Source organism: Pseudoalteromonas sp. 0303, assembly GCF_013349995.1.
Lineage (GTDB): Bacteria > Pseudomonadota > Gammaproteobacteria > Enterobacterales > Alteromonadaceae > Pseudoalteromonas.
On the sequence record NZ_JABVXF010000142.1, the window covers coordinates 1 to 459 of the forward strand.

1 protein-coding gene is annotated in these 459 nt (G+C 44.4%); it reads right to left on the reverse strand.

The annotated features are described in order from the left end of the window. Positions 1-439: hypothetical protein (locus HUS62_RS22510; protein WP_175081213.1), on the reverse strand; the 439-nt coding region annotated here is incomplete at its 3' end. Between the last annotated feature and the right edge of the window lie 20 nt (positions 440-459).

The following is a 459-nucleotide window of genomic DNA, read 5'->3' on the forward strand; positions in this document are numbered from 1 at the left end:
CCATTAATTGCTGCTGACGATAGCTTTGCTCACTCGAAACTTGATTAATTTGCCCAGCAATGATGCGATCTGCTAAATCATCTCTTTGCTGCTGACGAGCAAGTGTCGCAATAGCTAAAGCAGTATCCGTTGACACAGTTTGTCCTTTTGCAACGTGCTGCTCAAAACGGGTAATGGCCTGGTTACTATTGCCTTGCTCGATATGAGCATTGATCAGCGCCTCTGACAGTTCTGGGTTATCAGGGTAACGTGTTGCAAGCGCTGAGAGCTTAGCAACTCGTTGGTTACTATCACTAAAGCGATTAACGTAATTAACTTGTAGTGCTAACCATTGTGATTGCTCTGCATCGGTTGCGTTACTCGGCAGTTGATAGTCTGCAAACCAGCTATCAGCAGCGTTTTTATCGTTGCTTTCAATTAGCCAATTTGCATATGTCATGTGCCAATATGGGCTCAAAC